The organism is Saccharibacillus alkalitolerans, from assembly GCF_011090185.1.
GTDB classification, from domain to species: Bacteria; Bacillota; Bacilli; order Paenibacillales; family Paenibacillaceae; genus Saccharibacillus; species Saccharibacillus alkalitolerans.
Genome location: NZ_JAAFGS010000002.1, coordinates 1 through 20217, shown reverse-complemented (window position 1 = coordinate 20217; position 20217 = coordinate 1). Strand labels below are relative to the sequence as shown.

The 20217-nt window shown below is 56.6% G+C and carries 18 protein-coding genes; 11 read left to right on the top strand and 7 right to left on the bottom strand.

Annotated elements, in window-relative coordinates:
• Window positions 1-56 precede the first annotated feature (56 nt).
• From GYN08_RS05800 to groL, 4 genes are all read left to right on the top strand, one after another.
• The gene (locus GYN08_RS05800) at window positions 57-668 is read left to right on the top strand and encodes a 5-formyltetrahydrofolate cyclo-ligase (RefSeq protein ID WP_166273163.1); all 612 of its coding nucleotides are present in this window, start codon (window positions 57-59) and stop codon (window positions 666-668) included.
• Between the two features lie 184 nt (window positions 669-852).
• The gene (locus tag GYN08_RS05795) at window positions 853-1338 is read left to right on the top strand and encodes a MogA/MoaB family molybdenum cofactor biosynthesis protein (RefSeq protein WP_166273788.1); all 486 of its coding nucleotides are present in this window, start codon (window positions 853-855) and stop codon (window positions 1336-1338) included.
• A 281-nt stretch (window positions 1339-1619) separates the two neighbouring features.
• Window positions 1620-1901, top strand: a complete 282-nt coding sequence (gene groES / locus GYN08_RS05790) for a co-chaperone GroES (RefSeq protein ID WP_166273162.1) — start codon at window positions 1620-1622, stop codon at window positions 1899-1901.
• 78 nt (window positions 1902-1979) lie between these two features.
• Entirely contained in the window at window positions 1980-3608 is a 1629-nt protein-coding gene (gene groL, locus GYN08_RS05785; RefSeq protein WP_166273161.1) for a chaperonin GroEL, read from the top strand.
• Between the two features lie 203 nt (window positions 3609-3811).
• On the opposite strand, the gene GYN08_RS05780 is transcribed toward groL, so the two are convergent.
• Window positions 3812-5482 (bottom strand): S-layer homology domain-containing protein, encoded by a 1671-nt coding sequence (locus GYN08_RS05780; RefSeq protein ID WP_166273160.1) that lies wholly within the window; start codon window positions 5480-5482, stop codon window positions 3812-3814.
• A gap of 354 nt (window positions 5483-5836) precedes the next feature.
• Here GYN08_RS05780 and GYN08_RS05775 point away from each other — a divergent pair, with 354 nt between their 5' ends.
• The 3 genes from GYN08_RS05775 (at window position 5837) to GYN08_RS05765 (ending at window position 8830) form a co-directional block, all read left to right on the top strand.
• Window positions 5837-6040 (top strand): helix-turn-helix transcriptional regulator, encoded by a 204-nt coding sequence (locus GYN08_RS05775; protein WP_166273159.1) that lies wholly within the window; start codon window positions 5837-5839, stop codon window positions 6038-6040.
• Window positions 6037-6465 carry a DUF6442 family protein gene (locus tag GYN08_RS05770; protein ID WP_166273158.1) on the top strand — a complete coding sequence of 143 codons (429 nt, stop codon included), beginning with the start codon at window positions 6037-6039 and terminating at the stop codon, window positions 6463-6465. The genes GYN08_RS05775 and GYN08_RS05770 overlap by 4 nt, the downstream gene beginning before the upstream one ends.
• 130 nt (window positions 6466-6595) lie before the next feature.
• Window positions 6596-8830 carry a sensor domain-containing protein gene (locus tag GYN08_RS05765; RefSeq protein ID WP_166273157.1) on the top strand — a complete coding sequence of 745 codons (2235 nt, stop codon included), beginning with the start codon at window positions 6596-6598 and terminating at the stop codon, window positions 8828-8830.
• 547 nt (window positions 8831-9377) lie between these two features.
• Here GYN08_RS05765 and GYN08_RS05760 read toward each other — a convergent pair.
• From GYN08_RS05760 to GYN08_RS05750, 3 genes are all read right to left on the bottom strand, one after another.
• Window positions 9378-11354, bottom strand: coding sequence for a beta-glucoside-specific PTS transporter subunit IIABC (locus GYN08_RS05760; RefSeq protein ID WP_166273156.1), 1977 nt, complete (start codon window positions 11352-11354; stop codon window positions 9378-9380).
• A 250-nt stretch (window positions 11355-11604) separates the two neighbouring features.
• Complete coding sequence (gene licT / locus GYN08_RS05755; RefSeq protein ID WP_166273155.1) at window positions 11605-12435, bottom strand: BglG family transcription antiterminator LicT; 831 nt, start codon at window positions 12433-12435, stop codon at window positions 11605-11607.
• Window positions 12436-12745: 310 nt separating this feature from the next.
• Window positions 12746-14185, bottom strand: a complete 1440-nt coding sequence (locus tag GYN08_RS05750; protein WP_166273154.1) for a 6-phospho-beta-glucosidase — start codon at window positions 14183-14185, stop codon at window positions 12746-12748.
• A 338-nt stretch (window positions 14186-14523) separates the two neighbouring features.
• Between GYN08_RS05750 and GYN08_RS05745 the strand changes: the two genes are divergently transcribed.
• A complete protein-coding gene (locus GYN08_RS05745; protein WP_166273153.1) occupies window positions 14524-15741 on the top strand; it encodes a dicarboxylate/amino acid:cation symporter in 1218 nt (405 codons plus the stop codon).
• A 237-nt stretch (window positions 15742-15978) separates the two neighbouring features.
• On the top strand, window positions 15979-17040 hold the full coding sequence (locus tag GYN08_RS05740) for a Gfo/Idh/MocA family protein (RefSeq protein WP_166273152.1): 1062 nt from the start codon (window positions 15979-15981) through the stop codon (window positions 17038-17040).
• Window positions 17041-17157: 117 nt separating this feature from the next.
• On the opposite strand, the gene GYN08_RS05735 is transcribed toward GYN08_RS05740, so the two are convergent.
• The 3 genes from GYN08_RS05735 to GYN08_RS05725 all read right to left on the bottom strand — a co-directional run bounded on the left by GYN08_RS05735 (window position 17158) and on the right by GYN08_RS05725 (window position 19223).
• Entirely contained in the window at window positions 17158-17562 is a 405-nt protein-coding gene (locus GYN08_RS05735; protein ID WP_166273151.1) for an Lrp/AsnC family transcriptional regulator, read from the bottom strand.
• Window positions 17563-17603: 41 nt separating this feature from the next.
• Window positions 17604-18284: a GntR family transcriptional regulator gene (locus GYN08_RS05730; protein ID WP_166273150.1), complete on the bottom strand. Its 681-nt coding sequence runs from the start codon at window positions 18282-18284 to the stop codon at window positions 17604-17606.
• Window positions 18285-18461: 177 nt separating this feature from the next.
• Complete coding sequence (locus GYN08_RS05725; RefSeq protein WP_166273149.1) at window positions 18462-19223, bottom strand: MBL fold metallo-hydrolase; 762 nt, start codon at window positions 19221-19223, stop codon at window positions 18462-18464.
• A 250-nt stretch (window positions 19224-19473) separates the two neighbouring features.
• On the opposite strand from GYN08_RS05725, the gene GYN08_RS05720 reads away from it, so the two are divergent.
• Together GYN08_RS05720 and trxA are read left to right on the top strand one after the other, a co-directional pair.
• Window positions 19474-19809, top strand: a complete 336-nt coding sequence (locus GYN08_RS05720; RefSeq protein ID WP_166273148.1) for a thioredoxin family protein — start codon at window positions 19474-19476, stop codon at window positions 19807-19809.
• A 36-nt stretch (window positions 19810-19845) separates the two neighbouring features.
• The gene (gene trxA, locus GYN08_RS05715; RefSeq protein WP_166273147.1) at window positions 19846-20160 is read left to right on the top strand and encodes a thioredoxin; all 315 of its coding nucleotides are present in this window, start codon (window positions 19846-19848) and stop codon (window positions 20158-20160) included.
• Window positions 20161-20217: the final 57 nt, after the last annotated feature.

The window sequence follows — 20217 nt, the reverse complement described above, 5'->3', positions numbered from 1 at the left end:
TGTGAGAACAAAAAAGAGAACAGCAGAGAATTCGGGAGGGGAACGGCATCGAACCTTTGGCGGATAAGGCGGAGCTGCGGCGCCGCATGGAGCGGGTGAGAGCGGAGCTGCCCGGATCGCTGCGCGAGGAAGCTGCGAACGCCGTCTGCGCAATGGCGGCGGAGCGGCTCGCGACGCTGCGCGAACGCAAAGGCGGACCGCTGGTTCTGCTCGGCTATCTGCCTTTTCGCGGGGAGTTGGACGTGCGGCCCTTGCTGGCGGAATGCCGCCGGCGAGGAGACGTCGTGCTGGCGCCGCGGATCGAAAAGCAAACCCGACGGATGCGTCTTCTGAGGATGGAAAGCGCGGAAGACGAAGTGCCGGGAACCTGGGGAATCCCGGAACCCAAGGAGGGGCTTGCGGAATGGCCCGAGTCCCGGCTCGGGGAGATCGACGTCGTTCTGGTGCCCGGGCTGGCGTTCGACCGAAAAGGCGGACGGATCGGCTACGGAGGCGGCTTTTACGACCGGATGATGCAGAGGTTCGAAGCGGTCCGGGCGAAGCCGGGCCTGTGGGCGCTTGCTTTTGACGAGCAGGCGGTCGGCGAAGTGCCGATGGAACCGCACGATTTCCGGGTGGAGCTTCTGATCGTGCCGGACGACATGACGAATACGACGGGACGGGCGTAAAGCAGGCCGAACAGGCCTCTTGAGGCGATATAGATCTGACAGGGACGGCCGATCGCGGAAGCGGCGGACGATTGCCACGAATGAACGCGCAGCACAGGCGGGAAGAACCGCACGGCTTTGCGCGGAAGCAAAAGGCTTCCAAGGCCGGGAGCAAGAAGAGCGATGGATGAGAAGAGGTGACCTCATGCTGTGGAAAGTGGCAATCTTGACGGCCAGCGATAAGGGAGCACGAGGCGAGCGGGAGGATACGAGCGCGCAGGTGATCCGGGAGCTGGTGGAGGAAGAAATAGGCGGCGAAATTATCGAATATCGGATCGTGCCCGACGAGTCGGACGAGATCGTGGCGGCGCTGATCGAAATGACCGATTATTTTCAGGCGGATTTGGTGCTGACGACCGGCGGTACGGAGCTGGCCAACCGCGACGTAACGCCGGAAGCGACAAAAAGAATCATCGAGCGGGAAGTGCCGGGCATGGCGGAAGCGATGCGCATGACCGTCATGCAGAAAAACAGGGCGGCCATGCTGTTCCGGGGCATCTGCGGCATTCGCGGAAGATCGCTGATCGTCAATCTTCCGGGAACGCCGAAGGGCGTGCACGAGAATCTGGCGGCCGTTATGGACCAGCTGCCGGAAGCGCTTCTGATGGTAACGGGACAATATCGGCAGTAAGGCGGAGGCGCCGGTCGTCCGCATTCCTTGCAGCCTTCATACGACCGGCCGTTCAAACCGCCCTGCCGGGTCCGGAGGCGCCCCGCCCCGTTCCCGGCGAAAGGCCGAATAAGAAAGACGACCCTGAATGGCAGGGGTGTCTTTTTTTGTGAGAGGGGACTTGAAATTTTTCTCGGAGGCTAGTAATATAAGACTTGGCTGTTAGCACTAGACGTTGTCGAGTGCTAACGATGAAGCATCATCCTTTACTTAATTCCAATTTTACAAGGAGGCTATTTTTCATGATCAAACCGTTGGGTGAACGCGTACTCGTAGAACCGATCCAGCAGGAGGAGACGACTTCGTTCGGCATCGTGCTTCCGGATGCTTCGAAGGAGAAACCGCAGGAAGGCAAAGTCGTTGCCGTAGGCAGCGGTACTCTGAAAGACGGTGTCCGCACTCCGCTTGAAGTCAAGGAAGGCGACCGCGTCCTGTTCTCCAAATATGCCGGAACCGAAGTGAAATACGAAGGCAAAGAATACCTGATTATGAAAGAAAGCGACATCCACGCCGTTCTGGCTTAAGTGTCATCCTTACACATAACCGTTTTTTAGATTGAGGCAGAACCCGATCATTCACCATACCAGGGAGGTTATTCGATAATGGCTAAAGACATTCTGTTCAGCGAAGAAGCACGCCGTTCGATGCTTCGCGGCGTCGACGCACTGGCTAACGCGGTAAAAGTAACGCTCGGACCAAAAGGACGCAACGTGGTGCTGGAGAAAAAATTCGGCAGCCCGCTGATCACGAACGACGGCGTGACGATCGCAAAAGAAATCGAACTGGAAGACGCTTTCGAAAATATGGGCGCCCAGCTCGTTAAAGAAGTCGCGACGAAAACGAACGACGTAGCCGGCGACGGCACGACGACCGCTACCGTTCTGGCTCAAGCGATGATCCGCGAAGGCCTGAAAAACGTTACGGCCGGCGCGAACCCGATGGTCGTTCGCAAAGGCATCGACAAAGCCGTCAAAGCGGCCGTGCTCGAACTGCAAAAAATCGCGAAGCCGATCGAAGGCAAACAGTCCATCGCTCAAGTTGCGGCAATCTCCGCGGCTGACGAAGAAGTGGGCCAACTGATCGCGGAAGCGATGGAAAAAGTGGGCAAAGACGGCGTGATCACCGTCGAAGAATCCCGCGGATTCGCGACGGAAATGGAAGTCGTGGAAGGCATGCAGTTCGACCGCGGCTACATCTCCCCTTACATGATTACGGATACGGACAAGATGGAAGCGGTTCTCGACAACCCTTACATCCTGATCACCGACAAGAAAATCAGCACGACGCAGGACATTCTGCCGCTGCTCGAGAAAATCGTTCAGCAGGGACGCGCTCTGGTCATCATCGCCGAAGACGTCGAAGGCGAAGCGCTGCCGATGCTCGTCCTGAACAAACTGCGCGGAACGTTCAACGCCGTTGCCGTCAAAGCTCCTGGCTTCGGCGACCGCCGCGAAGCGATGCTGCAGGATATCGCCGCTCTGACGGGCGGACAAGTCATCACCGAGAAACTCGGCCTGGAACTGAAAGCGGCGACGCTGGATCAGCTGGGTACGGCTCGTCAAGTTCGCGTAACGAAAGAAAATACGACGATCGTGGACGGCTCCGGCGACAAGGGCGACATCGACGCTCGCGTCAACCAAATCCGTTCGCAGCTGGAAGAAACGACTTCCGAATTCGACAAGGAAAAACTGCAGGAGCGTCTGGCTAAACTGGCCGGCGGCGTAGCGGTTGTCAAAGTCGGCGCGGCAACGGAAACGGAACTGAAAGAACGCAAACTGCGCATCGAAGACGCGCTGAACGCGACTCGCGCGGCCGTCGAAGAAGGTATCGTATCCGGCGGCGGTACGGCGCTGGTTAACGTCTACAACGCGGTAGCGGCCGTAGAAGTGGACGGCGACGAAAAAACGGGCGTGAACATCGTCCTGCGCGCTCTGGAAGAGCCGATCCGCACGATCGCGGCCAACGCCGGCGAAGAAGGTTCGGTTATCGTGGAACGCCTCAAAAAAGAAGAAGTCGGCATCGGCTACAACGCGGCTTCCGGCCAATGGGTCAACATGTTCGAAGCGGGCATCGTAGACCCTGCGAAAGTGACGCGTTCGGCTCTGCAAAACGCGGCTTCCGTAGCAGCCATGTTCCTGACGACCGAAGCGGTCATCGCCGACAAGCCGGAACCGGCAGCGCCTGCAGGCCCGGATATGGGCGGCATGGGCGGTATGGGCGGCATGATGTAATCGGTTCGCCCAGAACCTTGATTTAACAATATTAAAAGGCTCCCTCGGGAGCCTTTTTCTTTTTTATCGCAAAATCCGACGAGTTCCGTGTACAAGACCGGGTTTTATCGACACGGACCATCGGATATGCAGACAGGATCTCATGAAAAAGCCGCCAGCGTAATATCCGCTAGCGGCTTTTACCTATGATAGAATCGGTTGAATTAGTTCAGCTTCTCGAGCGCCGCTCTGATCGACGGGCTCAGGCTGTAAGTCTTGATGATCGTTTCGATCGCTTCGGCGCGAGTCGTTCCGCTGTTCGGATCGAAAGTGCCTGCGGCTTTGCCCTCGAAGATGCCGAGCGCCGTCGTCTTCTTGATGACATCGGCGGCATAAACACCGTTCAGGTCATTGAATTGAACTTTGGACGTGTCGACGCTCAGGATGTTCGCGTTCAAGACCCGCGTAATCATAAGCGCCATTTCCTGGCGGGAAATGGTCTGTTCGGGACGAATCGTGCCGTCCGCGTAACCGGTCAGCACGCCGACCGCCACGAGTTTCTTCAGGTTATTCGTGGACCAGTGACCGTTAATATCGCTGAATTTCGCAAAGTCCGCTTCGTCGATCGTAACTTGGCGCGAAGCCATGCCGACGAATCCGCGTTCGATCATGGCTGCGAATTCGGCGCGGGTGATTTGCCCGTTCGGCTCGAATCCTCCGTTCGGATAGCCGTTAATAACGCCAAGCTTGGTCAGTTTCTCGATGGAAGGAAAAGCCCAGTGCTGAGCCACGTCTCCGTAAGATACGGATGCGAAGGCACTGCCTTTGGCGAGAATGTCCGCGGTTCTGTTTTCTACGCCGGCAATGACGTTGCTGTCCGCGCTGACGACACGGCTTCTGAAAATGTCGTCGGGGTTTTGACCGTCTGCCGGCGTTTCGACCGTGCTCGGCTGCTCCGGAGCAGGCGTTGGGACCGGCGCCGGAGTTGGAGCAGGAGCCGGAGCAGGAGTAGGAACCGGAGTCGGAGCGACCGGCGGAACATATGGCGGGTTATAAGGTTCATAGTAAGGCGGATCGTACGACGGAACACCCGGAGTCGGACTGCCGCCTGTGCCGCCTCCCGTACCACCGCCTGCGGAATCGCCGGTGACGACTTGGATCATCGGTTCGGATATCAGATCGGCTATGCCGTATCGGCTGTCTCCGAAGTATTTGGCCGTAAGCGGATGCTCGCCGACAGTCAGATCGCTTGTCGTGAACCGAGCGGATGCGTCGCCGTTGGAAATGCCGTTCGGCCACATGGCGAGTCTGGCCAATTCCTTATCTCCGTCCATGAGAATAACGCTTCCCGAAGGGTCGCCGCTTCGAGGCAGATTCAATCTAATATCGAAATTCAAAGTTTCTCCGAATTTGGAAGGGTTGCGGTAGCTGTTGACCGTGAGCTCCGTCGAGACGGTCGCGGGAACCGCATCCGGATTCTCCGCTACGGTTTGGGTAACAGAATCGGAAACGTTCGCGGCAAACTTATCGTCACCGCCGTATTCGGCCGTAATCTGATGCTCGCCGGCTTCGAAGCTCGGAGCCACGATGAAGACTTCGCTTGCGCGGGTAACATCCGTCCCCAGCTTGGCGCTGCCCAACTCGCGATCTCCTTCTTTCAAAGTCACGGTGCCTGTGGGCATGCCGGAAGATCCTCTTACGGTTGCCATAAACGTAACCGGCTCTCCCGGAGCTGCCAGACTGCGCGTGCTGGCCAGCGTGACCTTCGCGGCAGCAAGAGTCGGCGTGTCGTCCGAAGGGGCGGAACTTTCGTTTGCATAAACGGCAGACGTCGAAGTGATCATCAATGCCGTTACAAGCAAAGCGCTGACTTTCTTTTTAAGTGCGATAAACATCTACGTACCTTCCCCTTTATCGTGGTGTGTGTGCTGTATGCGCATATTATCGGCGGAAGTGGTCGGCAAGTAAATACTTCACCGCGATAAATAGTGAAAAATTTTCTCTTTTTATCGACCGGTTTTGCAGGGCTAAGACCCTGCCGTCATGATCGTAGCGCAGCGGAATATGCGGGCGACTATTACGCGGGCCGTCTGGCTTTAACGAAGCGCAAGCACGGAGCAGGCGAAGCCTGGGACTACGGCGGGGCGTTCATCTCAAACCTCGCGTTCACGGAAAGTTTGCTTTCCATTTTTCCGAGATTGTTTTACCTTAAGAATGGAAAGCATACTTTACATGGAAGGAGCTAAAGCGTGCGAAACCGGCTGGAAGAGATTCGCAAAGAGCGGGGCATCAAGCAGGAAGAACTGGCGGCCGCGCTTGAAGTGTCGAGGCAGACGATCGGTTCGCTCGAGAACGGCCGTTATAATCCGTCCATTCTGTTGGCGTTCAAGATTGCCCGTTATTTCGGAATGAAGATCGAAGACATTTTTATTTACGAGGAGGAGCAGGGATGAGAACGATCAAAGGAAGCGTGCCGGCAGCTGCCGGGATCTTGCTGTTTGCCGTGGGGATTTATTTGGTCAAAGGACTGGACCGGCCCGACGGCGTGCTGAGAGCGCTGCCGTATGTGTGCGTCGGATTGGGCTGCGGCTTGTTCGGACAGGGAGCAGGCGAGCTGCTGAACGCACTGATCCTGCGCAAGCACCCGGAACAGGCGAAGAACCTGGAAATCGAGCGCAGGGATGAACGGAACGTCATGCTGTCCGAGCGCGCCAAAGCCAAAGGCTTCGACGCGATGACGTATATCTTCGCCGCTCTGCTGCTGGCGTTTGCCCTGATGGGCGTATCGTTCGAAGTCATCCTTCCGTTTGTCATCGCTTACCTGCTGGTCCAGTTCTATGCGGTATATTGCAGAATCAAGCAGGAAAAGGAATACTGAGCAAGGAATTGCAGACAGCCGCTTTTCTCTCCGCCGAGTAAAAAATACCCGATTTCAAGCAAGCTTGTGTTACAACACCGATAAATCAAGGTATTTTGAGGTATAGAAGGAAAGCGAAAGGTAGATGCCCATGGACGAAGGAAAAAGAAAAGCGGAAACGCCGGCATCGATAACCGGCGTTCCCCTGCTCGCGGAGGAACAGCAAATCTACCGTTCCCTGTATGCGTACAGCATTGATGCGATTTTTCTTCTCAATGCCGAAGGCGGCGTCGTCGACATCAATCCGAGCGGGGAGCGGATGAGCGGCTATAGCCGGGAACAAATGCGGAATGAAGACTTTAACCGATTCGTGCTGCCCGCGGATCTGCCCAAGACGTCGAAAAGTTTCGAAGCGGTGTTCGCGGAGCGGCTTCCGGGCAGGCTGCAGTTTTCGTTCCGCGCAAAAACGGGAGAGCTGGTGACGGTCGATACCACGGTGATTCCGATCTTGAAAAACGATACCGTCGTCGGCCTGCTCGGCATTTCGCGGGATATTACGGAACGCGAACAGTCGGCCCGTATCCTTGATGTCCAAAATCGCGTGCTGGAATTAATCGCGAAATCGACTCCGCTTGAGGAGACGCTGGATAATCTGCTGCGCATGGCGGAATACGAAACCGGAGCCAAGTGCTCGATTCATCGCTATGACCCGGACCGGAACGCGCTGTACAATCTGTCGGCTCCCAGCCTGCCCGCCGACTATATGCAGGCGATCGAAGGGTTGGAGGCCGGAGAGCGGGGCGGTTCGTGCGGTGCTTCGGTTTCCCGCCGGGAAATCGTGATCGTCGAAGACATCGAACGGAGCGCCCTGTGGGAAAAGTGCCGGGATGCGGCATTGAAGCATCATTTGCGCGCCGGCTGGTCGCTTCCGATGATCGACGGCCGGGGCGAGGTGCTGGGAACGTTTGCCGTCTATTATGAAGAAACGCGTGTGCCGACGGACAAAGAAATGGAATTCATTCGAAAGACCTGCTATCTGGCACGCCTGGCTATCGAACAGGATGCCGCCGGAGCGACCATTTACCGGATGGCTTATCACGACAGCTTGACCGGCCTGCCGAATCGCCGTTACTTTCGGGAAAAGCTGCGGCAGTCCATCCTGGAATCGGAGGAGCAGGGCTTGAAGCTGGCCGTGCTGTACTTGGATTTGGACCGCTTCAAAACGATTAACGATTCGCTCGGGCACAGTGCGGGAGATATTTTGTTGGCCGAGATTGCCGAGCGCCTGAAGGAATGCCTGGATAAAGAAGCCTTTATCGCACGGCACAGCGGCGACGAATTTTCCGTGCTGATCAAGGACGGTCAGGTGCCGGAAACGGAGCGGGTCGCTCAGCGGATTCTTGCGGTTTTCGACCAACCTTTCGAAGTCGGCGGCTATGAAATCTTCATGACGCCGAGCGTCGGCATCAGCGTCTACCCCGAGCACGGAGAGGACGCGGGTGTCCTGCTCCGGCATGCGGACGCCGCCATGTACGCGGCGAAAGAAGCCGGCAAAGATACTTACGCGCTGTATAACCCGCAGAGCGAGACCAAGGACGGGGACCGGATTCTGCTGGAGAACGATCTGCGCAAGTCGCTGGAAAGAAATGAACTGCAGCTGTTCTATCAGCCGCAGGTATCGCTGTTTCCGACCCGGCGGATCGGAGCGGAAGCGCTGCTGCGCTGGAATCGCGGACATGCGCAGTGGATTTCCCCGGCCGACTTCATTCCGCTTGCGGAAGAGACCGGATTGATTCTGCCGATCGGGGAATGGGTGATCCGGACGGCATGCGAGCAGGGGAAGCGGTGGATCGATGCCGGATACGAGCCGTTTATCATGGCGGTCAATTTGTCTCCGAGACAATTCCGGCAGCAGAATCTGGTGGAGCTCGTTCGCGACATTCTGCGCGATACCGGCTATCCGCCGGAATATCTGGAGCTGGAAATTACGGAAGGGATGACGCTGGATGTCGAGTCGGCTTCCGAAAAAATGCGTCAGCTGCGCGAACTCGGCGTACAGATCTCGATCGACGATTTCGGTACGGGATACAGTTCGCTGAACTATTTGAAGCGTCTGCCGATCAGCCGGCTCAAGGTGGACCGTTCTTTTGTCCGAGATATCGAGAGCGATCTGGGAGACCGGGATATCGTGAAAGCGATCATCTCGATGGCGCACAATCTCAAAATTACCGTCATCGCGGAAGGCGTGGAAAACGAAGAGCAGCTGTCTTTCCTGCAGGAGAACGACTGCGACGAAGTACAGGGATATTTCTTCGGCAGGCCGGTTCCGGCGGACGAATTCGAACGGGGCATGGATATTCAGAACGTACCGCGCGGTGGTGAATAGATCACAGAGCTAGAAGAAAAAGTTAACCTAAGCAAAAGGAAGAGTGTGTGCAGGGAGTTGATGGATTGATGCGTTTCGGCATCGGTGCGGTACATTGCCGGGCAGACGAAGCAGGAGAAAAGTTGAAAAATCAATTCCAATAGGGATCATAAGACAATTAAATAGCAGACGGGATTTGCCGTTTACTATCCGCCTACATTCATTCTCAATTAGCATTGGCTAAATGAATTCAATAAACAGGTGTTCTAACGCAAAAAAAGCTCCCTCGAAGGGGGAGCTCAACGTGCCTTGAAAGTCTGATTTCCAGTGAAGATAGGAGGCGGAGGGAGAAATTCAGTGAAGGAGCGCCAGCGCTCGCCTTTGAAATCGGGAAAATTCCACTGAAATTCGATTCTTTTCCCGATTTCAACACGCGACCGGAACGAATTTTTCCCGCAGCCTTTGAGCTTCTGTAGCGAATAGGATTTTTGAGGGTAGTCTGAGCTCACTCAAGGAAGCTTTTTCGGGTGAATCCGAGCGGGTCGTGCAGCGCGCTTCCTAAGAAGCTTCAAGCGCTCTGCTTCGAACTCCCGTCTCCGTCCGCATCGCGGCCCGGAACCGTCTCCAGCAGCTCGTCTCCGGCTTGGACCGGACCCTGCTGCAGAGGCAGTACGTCCTCGTAATCGAACGTGTTGGTCACGATGACCGGAGTGACCGTCGGATAGCCGGCGGCGCGGATCTGCTCGATATCGAACTCGAGCAGCAGCTGCCCTGCTTTGACGCGGTCGCCTTCCCGGATATGCGACGTGAAATGTTGCCCGTCCAGCTTGACGGTGTCCACGCCCACATGCACGAGAATCTCCGCGCCGGTATCGGATACGACGGCGAGCGCATGCTTTTTCTTGAACGCGACGGTCACGGTGCCGTCGAACGGAGCCACGACGCGGCCGACGCTCGGCTCGATCGCGACGCCTTTGCCCATCGCTTCGGCCGCGAAAGCCGGATCGGGCACGTCGGCCAGCGGAACGACGGTGCCGCTCAGCGGGCTGAGCGCCGTCTCCGCGATTCCTCCGGCCGCCCGGGCCGTTGCCGGCGCGCCGGTCGGAGCCGGAGCCGCAGCCGGCGTGCCGGAAGCCGGAGCGGAAGACTTATCGGTACCGGCTTTGCCGCCTTCGCCTTCTTCGACTGGATCTTTGAAGCCCAGTACGTAAGCCAGAACGGCGGAGATCAGGAACGAAGCGACGACGCCCGCGATCAGGGCCGGGAAGCCCTGTCCGCCGGGACCGTAGAAAATAGGCAGCGTCAGCAGGCCCGGGGCGCCGGAAGCGAATGCCTGCGTGCCGCCCTGGCCGATGATGGCGCCGCCGACCGCGCCGCCGATGATGCCGGCGATGAACGGACGCTTAAGCGGCAGGGTTACGCCGTATACGGCCGGTTCGGTAATGCCGAACAGGGCGGACAGGGTGGCGGAACCGGCGAGCGTCTTCAGCTTTTTGTTTTTCGTTCGCAGCATGACGCCGAAAGCGGCACCGGTCTGGGCGAAGACGGAAGCCGTCGCCGCCGGTTTGATGCCGTCGCGGCCGTAGACCGCGATATTGTTGATGAACACCGGCACGAGTCCCCAGTGAACGCCGAAGATGACGAGCAGCTGCCAACCCGCGCCCAGAATCGCGCCGGCGATCAGCGGGCTGAAGGAGAAGGCGGCGAGCAGGGCGTCGGCGATGCCGTTGCCCACGTAGACGCCGAACGGTCCGAAGACGATCAGGGTCAGCGGAACCATGATGGCGAGCGAGAGCATCGGCGTGATGAAGTTTTTGACGCTCTCGTGGATGACGCGGTTGAAAAACTTTTCGAGCTTGCTCATGACGATGACGGCCAGGATGATCGGGATGACCGTCGACGAATAGCTCATCATGACGACCGGAATGCCGAAGAAGTTGACGTCGAATTCGGCTCCGTTCAACGCGGTGACGGAAGGGAGCAGCAGCGCTCCGGCGATCGTCATCGCGGTGAAAATATTGCCGCCGAATTTGCGGGCCGTCGTGACGGCGAGCAGCACCGGCAGGAAGTAGAACAGGCTGTCGGCCGCTCCGAACAAGATAATGTAGGTCGGATCGGTCTTGGGCAGCCAGCCGAAGTTGTCCGCGATCAGCAGCAGCCCCTTCAGAATCCCCGCTCCCGCCATGACGCCGAGCAGCGGAGCGAAAATGCTGGAGATGACGTCGATGATCGCGCCGAAGCCCTTTTTGCCGGATGCGGCTTGATCTTTCGACTTTTCGCCGTCTTTCGATTCGTTCAGGATGCCGGATACTTCGCCGATCGCGGCGTATACTTCCGGAACCTTGTTGCCGACGACGACTTGGAATTGTCCGCCGCTTTCTTTGACCGTGATGATGCCGTCCGTTTTTTCCAGCGTTGCCTTATCCGCTTTGGCGTTGTCCTTCAGCGTGAAACGGAGCCGGGTCGCGCAGTGAACGAGGGAGACGACGTTGTTTTCTCCGCCGACGCCCTGCACGATGTCGCGCGCCAATTTCTCGTAACTCATAACCTGCACCTCCAAATATTTTCTTAACATGAACATTTTGGCGGATTTTGACAAACAAAAAACCTAAGCCTCGAAAAAGAGCAGAGAGAAAATTCCCGCTGTTTTTCGCGACTTAGGTTTTGCCTGCATCACCAGTAACAATCCCGATTGATGATATTCAATTTGGATGTGTCTAGAATATAACGCTTTCACGAACTTGTCAACGCATACATTTCGGATTTTCGAATTTTTTTACGAATTTTGCCGACTTTTAACGGTTCACGACCCGCTCCAGGTGGACGGTCAAATACAGCATTTCCTCGTTTGTGAGTTCATGATTGTATTCCTTGAGCACGAAAGCCCGGATTTTCTCCGTGCATCTGGCGGCGTCCGGATGTTTTTCCCGAATGGCATCGTACAGATGGTCATAGTTGTTTTCGTAATGGGCGCCTTTGAACACCCGCTGAGCGAAAAACTTCAGGTGGGTGATGAAGCGGAAATAGCTCAGCGATTCTTCGTCGAATTCCGTTTTGAAATGGTATTTGACGATGTTGATGATCTGCTGCATAAACTTCGTGATGTTCATCGTCGTCGACACTTCTTCGTTCATCTCCGCGTTGACGATATGGATGGCGATGAAAGCCGCTTCGTCTTCGGGCATATCCAGCCCCATCTTTTTGCGGATCTGTTCCAGCATGTTCAGGCCGATATCGAACTCGTCCTTGTACAGCTGCTTCACTTCCCACAGCAGAGCGTTTTTGATCTCGATTCCTTCGCGCTGGCGTTCGACGGCGAAATTGATATGGTCGGTCAGCGAGACGTACAAATTTTCGTTCAGCTTGCGCCCGAGCGTCCGCTTGGCGTGGTCGATAATTTCTTCCACGATGACGATCAGCTCGATCGGCACTTCGCGCAGCAGCATTTTGAAATTGTCCGAAGTCTGTTTGTTTTTGAGCGCGAATACTTTCTGTACATTGCGTTCGTCGACCGAGTCGCCCGGCTTTTTCTTGAACGCGATGCCCCGGCCCATCACGACCAGCTCCGTGCCGTCCGTTTGATAGACGCTGACGACGTTATTGTTGATGACTTTGGCGATTTTCACGCGGCGTCCCCCTTGTTCTCTGTCTGTCCCCATTGTAAAACGAAAAAAACCCAAGACACAACAAAATAGGCAGGGCCGGATGCGCGTATGCGGAAGCCCCGATTGCTGTGGCTCAGGTTTTGCCTGACGAATCAGTAACAATCCTGTGCGAATTATTCAGTTACGTCCAGTGTAAAGCGAGAAGGGAAGGGTTGTCAACGCTTTCAGCGGCTCTCGCGGAAAGCGGTTCGAAGCGGCGGATCCGAGCGGGAAGAGGCGAACGGGAAAAAGCGGCTCCCGAATTTCGGGGCCGCCTGTCTGCGCGAACCGCTTATCCTTCCAGTTCCGCGCCGTTCGTTTCGATCACTTTTTTGTACCAGCCGAAGCTCTTCTTTTTGGAACGTTCGAGAGTGCCGTGTCCTTCGTTGTCGCGGTCGACGTAGATGTAGCCGTAGCGTTTGCGCATTTCGCCGGACGACGCGCTGACGATGTCGATCGGTCCCCAGCAGGTATAGCCGATGATGTCGACGCCGTCTTCGATCGCTTCGCCCATGGCGGCGACGTGGCGCTTCAAGTAATCGATGCGGTAGTCGTCGTCGATCGAGCCGTCCGAATCGACTTCGTCATGCGCGCCGAACCCGTTTTCCACCACGAACAAAGGCTTCTGATAGCGATCGTGCAGCTGGTTGGCGGTGATGCGCATGCCCAGCGGGTCGATCGTCCAGCCCCATTCGGATTTGTCCAAATACGGATTGGCTACGGAGCCGAACACGTTGCCGCTCGTCTGATTCTTGTTCACTTCCGGATCGGTGCTCGTCGTGCGGCTGGAATAATAGCTGAAGCCGATATAATCGACGGTGTGCGCCTTCAGAATCTCGGCGTCGCCGTCGTCCATAACGATGTTCAGGCCGTTGTCGCGGAAGAAGCGCTTGGCGTAGCCCGGATATTCCCCTCGGGACTGCACGTCGATGAAGAAGTACGATTCGCGGTCTTTTTCCATGCCCTGATACACGTCGGCCGGGTTGCAGGTATACGGATAGAAGCTGCCCGCCGCGAGCATGCAGCCGATCATGGCGTCCGGAATGATCTCGTGGCATGCCTTGACGGCGAGGGCGCTGGCCACGAGCTGATGATGGGCCGCCTGGTATTTGATCTGCTCGACGTTGTCGCCTTCTTCGAACGCGAGACCCGCTCCGAGAAACGGCAGATGCAGCAGCATGTTGATCTCGTTGAACGTCATCCAGTATTTGACCTTGTTTTTATAGCGTTCCAGCACGGTCTTGGCGTATGTCTCGAACAACCCCACCAGTTTGCGGTGGCGCCAGCTGCCGTATTTGTCGACCAGATGGATCGGCACGTCGAAGTGGGCGAGCGTCACGACCGGCTGGATGCCGTTCTTCAGCAGTTCGTCGAACAGGTCGTCGTAGAATTTGAGGCCGGCTTCGTTCGGGGTCTCATCCTCGCCGGTCGGGAAAATGCGGGCCCAGGCGATCGATACCCGCAGCGCTTTGAAGCCCATCTCGGCGAACAGCGCGATGTCTTCCTTGTAGCGGTGATAAAAGTCGATCGCTTCGTGCGACGGATAAAACTCGCCTTCGAGGGGAGTCAGCGAAGGCACGCTTCCCTTCATGATCGCGCGGCGCTTCTCGCCGGTCGGCAGCAGGTCGACGACGCTCAGTCCTTTGCCGTCTTCGAGGTAGGCGCCTTCGGCCTGGTTAGCCGCGATCGCGCCGCCCCACAGAAAGTCTTTCGGAAATGCGGAATAGGTCATGTTCGTTTCCTCCCGGACATTGAATGTATGGGGATGCGGCCGAATCCGGGCAAATAAAAAACCCGAACCGCCCCGCTGCGAACGAACGCAGATGAGGCTGGCTCAGGTTATGCCCGAATGGTAACATCCCATGAAAGTGTATGCGGTTTATGACCAAACTTTAACAAGGATTCGGAGCGATGTCAATTTGCGGACGTGCCGCCCGGCGTAAAAGAAATACGCACGCCCAAAAAAACCAACTATATTTATAGGTTTTATGATAGAATAAAATTCGTCTTGAAGAGGGCTTTTTCGGCCCGATTTTTCATTTCAGCCAGATGCATATAAAAGGAGGCTTCATGCGTCTTAACCTGCTTACCCAAATTTTGATCGCATTCGTCTTATCGATCGTCCTGGGATTGATCTTCGGTCCGGCGATTGCCGTCATTCAGCCTCTTGGCGATCTGTTTTTGCGGCTGATCAAATTCGTCGTCGTTCCGCTCGTCCTCTCCTCGCTCGTGATCGGCGTCGCCGGCACGGGCAGCCTCAAGCAGCTCGGGGCACTGGGCGGCAAGACAATCGCCTATTATATGGTCACGACGGCCGTCGCCGTCGGCATCGGTATCGTCGCAGGCTTGATCTTCATGCCGGGAGCCGGCCTGTCGATGCCGGGTACCGGAGAGAAGCCGGAGGTAGCGCAGGCGCCGGGCGTCACGGATATGCTGCTGGGGATCGTTCCGACCAACCCGGTGGAGAGCCTGGTCTCCGGAAATATGCTGCAGATTATTTTCTTTGCCGTCTTTGTGGGGCTCGGCATCACGATGCTCGGGGAAAAGAGTCGGACCGTATACAAATTCTTCGAGGAATTCGCCGAGATCATGTACAAAATCACCGGCATCGTCATGCGCTTCGCTCCGTTCGGCATTTTGGGCCTGACGGCGCCGATCGTCGGCCAATACGGCCTGTCCGTGCTGCTGCCGCTGATGAAGCTGCTGCTTGCTTTCGCAGCGGGATGTTTGGTTCATTTCGTCGTGACTTACCTTCTCGCCGTTCGCGCGCTGGGCCGAATGAGTCCGTTAGTCTTTGTCCGCGGCATCGCTCCTGCGATGCTTGTCGCTTTCAGCACATCGAGCAGCTCGGGAACCCTCCCGGTCACGATCAAATCGTGCGAAGACAATCTGAAGGTCCCCCGCCGAGTAACCAGCTTCGTGCTGCCGCTGGGCGCAACGATCAACATGGACGGCACCGCCATGTATCAGGGACTTGCGGCGCTCTTCATCGCGCAGGTGTTCGGAATCGACCTGTCGTTTACCCAACTGCTCATGATCGTACTTACGGCGACGCTCGGTTCCATCGGAGCGGCTGGCGTGCCGGGCGCGGCGCTCGTGATGCTGTCGATGGTGACGGCTTCGGTCGGTCTCCCGCTGGAGGGCGTTGCCCTGATCGCCGGGGTAGACCGGATTCTGGATATGTTCCGGACGACGCTGAATGTCAGCGGCGACGCTTCGGCGGCCGTCGTGGTCAGCGCGAAGGAACGCCGCCGGGTACAGAGCCCGAAAGAAGCCTCCGTGCTCTGAAGCGGCTTTCGATTTTCCGCATCCCGCTTGTATGACACTGCATATCGGTTAAAACAAAGGACAGGCGGCCCGCGCGGCGCCTGTCCTTTTTGCCTGGTTTCGGATTATGGGGAAGGGAATGCTCTACTTTCACAGACTGTTCGAAAAAATGCTAGCGCTTTCCTTGCTGCGTCTTATATATTAAAATTTGTAAACCATCATTTTATCGGGCAGCTTCGGGAAGGGAAGGCGGGCAATATGAAAAGCGAAAAAACGTATAATCTCGTCATCGCGGGTTTCGGCGGGATGGGCAGTTATCACGGACAATTGGTGGAACAGGCGGAGCGGATCGCCGTGCACGGCGCATACGATCCCATCGAATACCGAATGGACCTGGCGCGAAGCCGGGGCTACCGGACTTATGACAGCTTCGAAGCGGTCCTGGAAGATCAGGAAGTCGATATCGTGCTCATCGCGACGCCGAACGATGTGCATAAAGAGCTGGCCGTTCAGGCGCTGCAGGCGGGCAAGCATGTCGTATGCGAAAAGCCGGTGACCGTCAGCTCGGCGGAACTGTCGGAGATCGTGCGGGCGGCCGAGGAGGCGGAGCGCGTATTCACCGTGCACCAGAACCGGCGCTGGGACGAAGATTTCTTGATCGTCAAAGACCTGGTCGAGAAGAAAAAAGTCGGGGAGGTCTTCCATCTGGAATCCCGCGTGCAGGGCGCGAACGGCATTCCGGGCGACTGGCGCCAGCTGAAAGCTTACGGAGGCGGCATGCTGCTCGACTGGGGCGTGCATCTGCTCGACCAGCTGCTGCTGCTCACGAACAGCCGGATCGAAAGCGTACATGCCGACCTCAGCTACATTCTGGGCACGGAAGTGGACGACGGGTTTACGGCGACGATCAAGTTCAAAGACGGGCTGACCGCGGTGATCGAGGTCGGCACGACCAATTTCATCAAGCTTCCGCGCTGGTATGTCAAAGGAACGGAAGGGACGGCGGTCATCCGGGACTGGGACCTGAGCGGGGAGATCGTGACGCGCAACCGCGAAGTGGAACATGTCGAACCCAAGCCGATTCAGGCGGGGAAAGGGCTGACCAAAACGATGGCGCCGCCGTCCGAGGAATCGACCGTTCGCCGACCGATCGAGCACGTCGAGGACTTGTCCGAGGGATTCTACGCCAATCTCGTATCGACGCTCGAAGGAGCCTCGAAGCAGGCCGTTCCGAACAACGAAGTGCACCGCGTGCTGACGCTGATCGAAGCGATCTTCGAATCGGCGGAGAACCGTTCGGTCATCGTGCGGGAGATTTGATTATCGGATCGCCTGCGACAGAAAGACGACAAAAAGACATCCCGGTTTCGCGCCGGAATGTCTTTTTGTCGTCTGTTGGATGGAATCGGGACCGGGGAAAGCGGACGCAAAGGACGTTCAACTGACCACGATGGACAGCTTGTAATTCACGTACCGGTTCAGGTCTATAAGAAATCCGTCCAAGACTTTGTTGGAAGGAAAGCGGCATTCCAGCAGGTAGCAGCTTTCTCCGCTGATCTTATGGTTGCGGATCACGTATTCGTCCTGCGTCGCGATAAAGGTCAAATAAGGTTGATGGGACAAGCCGCCGGTCCAAATGTTAAGAAAGGCATGAACGGGATAGCCCAGCTGTTCCCGATCGACATCGACCGTGTAGCGTTTGATGACGCCGCGATCTTCCAGCTTCAGCACTCTCGCCGCGGCGGCCTGTCCGGTCAGGTGCACCCTCTCCCCGAGTTCTTTCATGGTGATTCGGCCGTTTTGTGACAGCTCTTCGACGATTCTCAGATCGACATGGTCCATCTTGTCGCTTCATCCTTTCGGCATTTGCGCGTCTTCGCGTCTTAGGGCTGTCTGACCAGGTTGAGCAGCAGCGGCACGTCGCGGGTGGAGCCGACCGTGATGACCGTTTTGCCGGCGTCGTCGGCGAATTTCTTCAGCCTCTCGGCCAGGTCCGAGCGCGTGACGATCACATCGGCGCCGCGGATCGCCGCGATCGCTTCCTCTTCCGTCAGAGAGGAGAGGTCCATGCTGCGGATCTCGGCGGAGGTCAGCCGCTTGATCTCGTCCAGGTAGAACACGCACGAGCTGTCTTTGCATTCGACGAACAGATAGCGCGGCTGCCGGTTCCGACGCTGGCCGAACAGCTGCATATAAGCGAAGCCCGACAGCAGCACGTCTTCGGCGGACAGGTTCGCTTCCCGCGCTTCCTCGATCATTTTTTCCGCGAAAGCGAAATGGGAATTGGACGCTTTGAAGCGCGCGATTTCGTCTTCGCCGGCGACCCGCGTTCCCCGTCCTTTTTGCATGAGCAGCAGCCCGTCGTCTTTCAACTGGGTATAGACGCTCTGAATGGTGTTCCGGTTGATGGACAGCTGCTCGGCCAATTGATTGGTGGAAGGCAGCGAATCGCCCGGCTTGAGCAGGTCCTTGCCGATTAACCACTTGATCTGCTCCTTGATTTGAACGTGCAGAGGCAGCGGAGACTGCGAGTCGACTCTAAACAGCAAGTCCGGCATTTCCATCGTGGCACTCCTACTTTCTTAATTGCCTATTGATTTAGATATTCCAAGCTTAAAAAAGAATCGGGCAAAAATCAAGCCGGGCGTTTACCCGCAAGCCGGAAGCACGCGAAAAGCCAACCGAATCCCCGAAAGGAAGCGGTTGGCTTTGACGTTCATGCCGATCGGCGGGGAATCCGGCTAAAACGAATACGATTCGCCGTCTTCCGGAACATTGACGAAGGCGGACATGCCTTTTTCTTCCGCGAAAGTTCTCAGCTCTGCCCGGGACAGGTTCCAGTGGTTGACGGCTTCCATGTGCACGCAGACGATTTGGGCTTCTGGCGCGGCGCGATGGACTTCGTGGACGTCGCTTCGGTCCATGACGAGCGAACCGCCCTGAAGAAACCGGTTGTCGCCCGCGTTGACGACGATCGTCTTTGGCTTGTGCGTTTCAAGAGTGCGGCGGACGGCTTCGATCCATACGGTGTCTCCCGCCACGTAAAGCGTTTTTTCGTCCGGGTGCTTGAACACGACGCCGCATACGAGCCCGGTCCGGTTTAGAATGTCTCCGCGGCCGTGTTCGCCGTACGTTTTGATCAGCGAGATGCCTTTGAACGTCGTGCTTTCCGTCAGTATCTCCACGTTCGTGAAGCCGTTATCGCGGATCGCCGCCGCGTCGCCTTCGTTTTGGGCGAACAGTTTGACGTCCTTCGGCAGGGCGGCTTTGGCCGCGTCGTCCCAATGGTCGAGATGCAGATGAGTGACAATGACGGCGTCGATTCCTTGAACGATCTCTTCGATCGGAATAGGGAGGCCGACCAGCGGATTTTTGCGGTCCTGCCTGGCGGAATTCGGAAAAGGGGCATAGCTGCCCTGCTCCGCCAGCATGGGGTCGACCAGGAAAGTTCGGCCCGCGTATTCGATCACGAGCGTCGCGTTGCGGATAGATTTGATGTTCATCATAAAACTCCTTTTAGGAAGGGTGTGGGCAAGCGCCGTTTGATTTCATTTTACGAAATTCTTTTTCTGCCGGTACAGGGATAGAATCAAGCGTTTGCCCCGTTTGACTTGATAAATGAAAGTGCTGAGCGTCCCTCTTGACAACCCGGGCGCCGGGTATTATTCTATATACATAAATGATTATTTAACTAGTTAACCGTTAAAAATATGGATTTTGCATCGATCGTCTGTCTGAAGGAGGGGATGAGAGATGAAGGAAGTCCGCGAATTGAAAACGATCGGCGAAGTCGATGCTTTTCTCGCCGAACACGAGTTGAGCTTTCTTTACGTGTCGACGCCGGGCTGCAGCACATGCGAGTCGCTGATGCCCAAGCTGAGGGAACTTCTGGACGACTATTCCCCGATCTCGTTCGGACATGCCGACGCAAGCGAAGTCGAAGAGGTGGCGGAACGTTTTCTGATTTTGGCCGCCCCGATCATGCTGCTGCTGATCGGCGGCAGGGAATATCTGAGGGAAGACCGCTTTGTTCGTTTCGGCCCTCTCCGGGAGAAGTTGGACCGGATTTGCGGCTTGTATCAAAAGTAAAAGATCGCGATTGCGAACCCACAGGAGGAATTTGACATGGCAGTTGCACATACGACGGATCAAACGTTTGCGGAAGATATCAAGAGCGGACTGACGCTGGTGGATTTCTGGGCGCCCTGGTGCGGTCCCTGCAAAATGATCGCTCCGATTCTCGACGAGCTGGACGGAGAATTGGCGGGTTCGGCGGACATCGTCAAACTGAACGTGGACGAGAACCCAGAGACCGCATCGGCTTTCCGGGTCATGAGCATCCCGACGCTGATCCTGTTCAAGGACGGCCAACCGGTGGAAGGCGTCGTCGGCGTCCAGAACAAAAATGCGCTGAAACAGCTGATCGAGAAGCATCGTTAAGATTCAGCCCGCCCAATTGTTTCATAAACGGCAGTTAAAAAAGCCCTTTCCGTCTAA